The 3,255-nt window shown below is 43.3% G+C and carries 2 protein-coding genes; both read left to right on the forward strand.

Annotated elements, in window-relative coordinates; all coding sequences use genetic code 11:
• Positions 1 to 1,507 precede the first annotated feature (1,507 nt).
• Positions 1,508 to 2,344, forward strand: a complete 837-nt coding sequence (locus KDK16_RS00540; protein WP_257274224.1) for a LysR substrate-binding domain-containing protein — start codon at positions 1,508 to 1,510, stop codon at positions 2,342 to 2,344.
• A gap of 347 nt (positions 2,345 to 2,691) precedes the next feature.
• Positions 2,692 to 3,162, forward strand: a complete 471-nt coding sequence (locus tag KDK16_RS00545; RefSeq protein ID WP_257274225.1) for an ATP synthase subunit I — start codon at positions 2,692 to 2,694, stop codon at positions 3,160 to 3,162.
• Positions 3,163 to 3,255 lie beyond the last annotated feature (93 nt).

Raw genomic sequence — 3,255 nt, forward strand, 5'->3', positions numbered from 1 at the left:
ACCTGTCCCGTATTGCCCGAACTGTGGGGCACGGTACCGAGATCGACTCCAGGCGTAAGCGTCTCAAGCGCTTCTTCGCCCGGAGTGGCATGGAGCTTGATAATATTTCCACAATGGTCGTTGACTGGATGGTGCCCGAAGGGAACTGGGTTGTCTGACTGGATCGCACCAACCGGGACTTTGGTGATGGTAACTTTGCAGGTACCAGAGAGAAGTTTGTTGCTTTCGCTGCTCCTGATGAAAATCGTCAGGTCCTGGCTGATTACATTGGTCAAACGACTAAAGAGAAAGGTCAGGTTGTTCCCAGTGCCAACAACAATTAGAGTATTACTGGATTGACCTGTCAGAGAAGCGATATTGAAAGCGGCTAATTGTTTTTAATGAAGCGTTTTTAAAAATGGGCTCAGAAGTCGAGCAGAATGTAGGCAGATTGCAGACCAAAAAATCGGCTGCATAAAGCAGCCTAATAGCTGTCGCACACTGTCAGTTTGAAAAAGCTATAGAATTTTGTCCTGAAGATTACTGGTTTTAATAAACAAAATCCGATAACAATTTCACTGCTATGATAAATGCATTTCCAGGAACAGTGGCTGTTCTTCTGGTGCAAATGCTATGTGCTTAATATGTTTTATATTTTTGTCGTGACTCGTGATCTCGGTCGTATCTGCCGATCTTTCAATGTCGGAAGTTGAAAGTAGCGGTTACGTATTGTTCTTGATGATGGCGAGCGAATTATAGAGGTCTGAAGGTCTCTGCGGATAATCAATAAAACTATAGACACTTATAAGTCGAGCTTATGTGTTCTGTATATCACTATTATCCGGGTTGGTTAAATCAGCTCATTACTTGATCAAACCCGGTTTAACCCTGAAAAAGTTATCGTATTTTATCCTGAAAAAAGCCAGGGAGGATGAAAAAGCAGGATAAATTTTCCTACAAAATGCTTATTTCAAATACTTATCTGCTTCACGAAAAAAAGCGCTAAGACTATCAAGTGTTGATGGGGTTTTTCTCTTTTGTTTGCAAGTCACAATTTTCTCGAGAACAGATGTTTGTTTTTTAAGATCAACCCAATGCCTTATATTAGTGTCATCATATTCCCTGTGCATGGCTACTCCTCATTGGATAATTGTTATAGGAATTTCTTTTGGGTACGCTTTCAAAAGATCCCTATAAAAAGTTTTATTATTGGTCTGGTGATGGTCAATAAATTATAAGAAGCAGGCTTATTTCTTGAATAATCAATAAATCAATGGAGTCTTATAAGGAAGACTTATGAGTAGGTGATTGTAAATCTATTTTTAATTCAAAACTTGTTCGGACTCCTTAGAAAAAACAAAAATTATCGAAAGATGACATACTCTTCTTTATAATTAAAAATCAATTATTTATGCGATAAATGTAATATTATTTTATGTCTGTTGAGATTGGTTTCAGCCATGTTTAATTTATGCCAACCGCGGTCGTAACGTCCTTTTTGAGTGGGCCATTGGTATCGGAGCAGTAGATGCATATCACATTGAGACAGCTTGCAATTTTTAAGGCGGTCGCCCAGTGCGGCAGAGTCACTGCAGCGGCAGAATCGCTGTTTATTTCACAGCCTGCTGCCAGTATGGCTCTGTCAGAACTGGAGAAGCATTTAGGTCCTTTATTTGACCGGCACGCTGGCGCGTCCATGACATTAAACGATTCTGGACGTGCATTATTACCATTGGCTGCAGAGCTGATTGACCGCGCCCATGAGATCGAAACGCAGTTTATAGAGAACAGCTGTTATGAAGAGGGAGCGCTGAAGATTCATGCAAGTTCCACCATTGGCAATAACCTGATGCCTCGTATCCTTGGGGATTTTTTCAAGGAATTCCCTCATATCAGGGCCGAATTGACGGTTGATAATACCCGTAGTATTCAGCAGAGAATATTGGCTATGGAGGTTGATCTGGCCGTAGTGGAAGGTAGCTGTCTGCACCCGGATATTGAAGTGATCCCCTGGCGCGAAGATGAGCTTGTTATTATTTGTCACCCTGATCATCCCATGGCCGGGAAGACAGTGGATCTTCAGTCACTGAAAGACGAAGAGTGGATACTCAGGGAGACAGGCTCGGGAACACGTGAACTGTTTGATGAAGTGCTGGCTGCACGCTTGTGTACGCCCAACGTCATTATGAGCCTTAACCGGGCTGAAGCCGTTAAGCAGGCTGTCATGGAAGGACTGGGTATTGGTTGTATTTCCAACCTGGCTGTATGGCGAGCCAGGAATGCGGGTCTGCTATCAACAATCAGCGTGTCTGACCTGACCCTGAATCGTCATTTTTATTTGTTACTAAACAGAAAAAAATATTGAAGTGGTGTGATCAAGAAAGTCTCTGATTTTATTTTGAGATGGGATGACAAGCTTTTAATCAGTTAATGATTGGCCGCTATCCATTCAGGTTGGCGGGATGTTACTGTTCCGTAGTCGTATAAAACCAACCCTTAAGATATTAGTTGAACGTAGGTGCATGTCACTAGTATACTTTCGCGCGCCGAAGGGGTGAAAAAAAGTTCTAAGATTTTCAGTTGTGTGAAGTTTTACCATCTGATGTTTAACTGTCTTCACACATCGCAAAGGCTGAAACCCCTGCCAGTTTCTGAGGGGCGGATTAAGACTTATCAGGCCTGTCATGATGTTCAGGTAAAATACAGGAATCTATGTCTGTAGAAACGACGTGGAGAGCCAAAAGCAAAGAGATGTTTAGAAGTGACAGTCGGGCCAGGTACCCGCATTTGCAACAGCCGCGTTTCTATCGTGTTGTCGTTGCTCAACTGTTGACTACAGTATCTCTGACATTGCTTTTGCTGCCGCTGGGTAAGTCTTTCGCTGTATCCGCTCTGTCAGGTGGTTTGGCATGCAGTATCCCCAATGCTTATCTGGTCTGGAGAGCATTTCGATATCGGGGAGCCAGTGCGGCGCAGGAAATAGTCAGGTCATTTTACCAGGGTGAAGCCGGAAAGTTTGCTTTAACGATCCTTGCGTTCATTCTGATTTTTACACTGATACCGTCAATCGAACCCTTGGCGATGTTCGGTGCATTTGCTTTGATTCAGGCAGTAAGCTGGCTGACCCCTCTACTAATAAAGACCACACCCAGCAGAACTGACCAGAACAAGCTGTCTACGTGAAACGCCCAAAAGCCCATTTCTTTTGCTTCAGCAGCAGTTTGGGCAAAAGTCCAGGTGTCTTCCGACAGAACACCCAGCTCATTGCCATAATTA

The organism is Endozoicomonas sp. SESOKO4 (assembly GCF_024606275.1).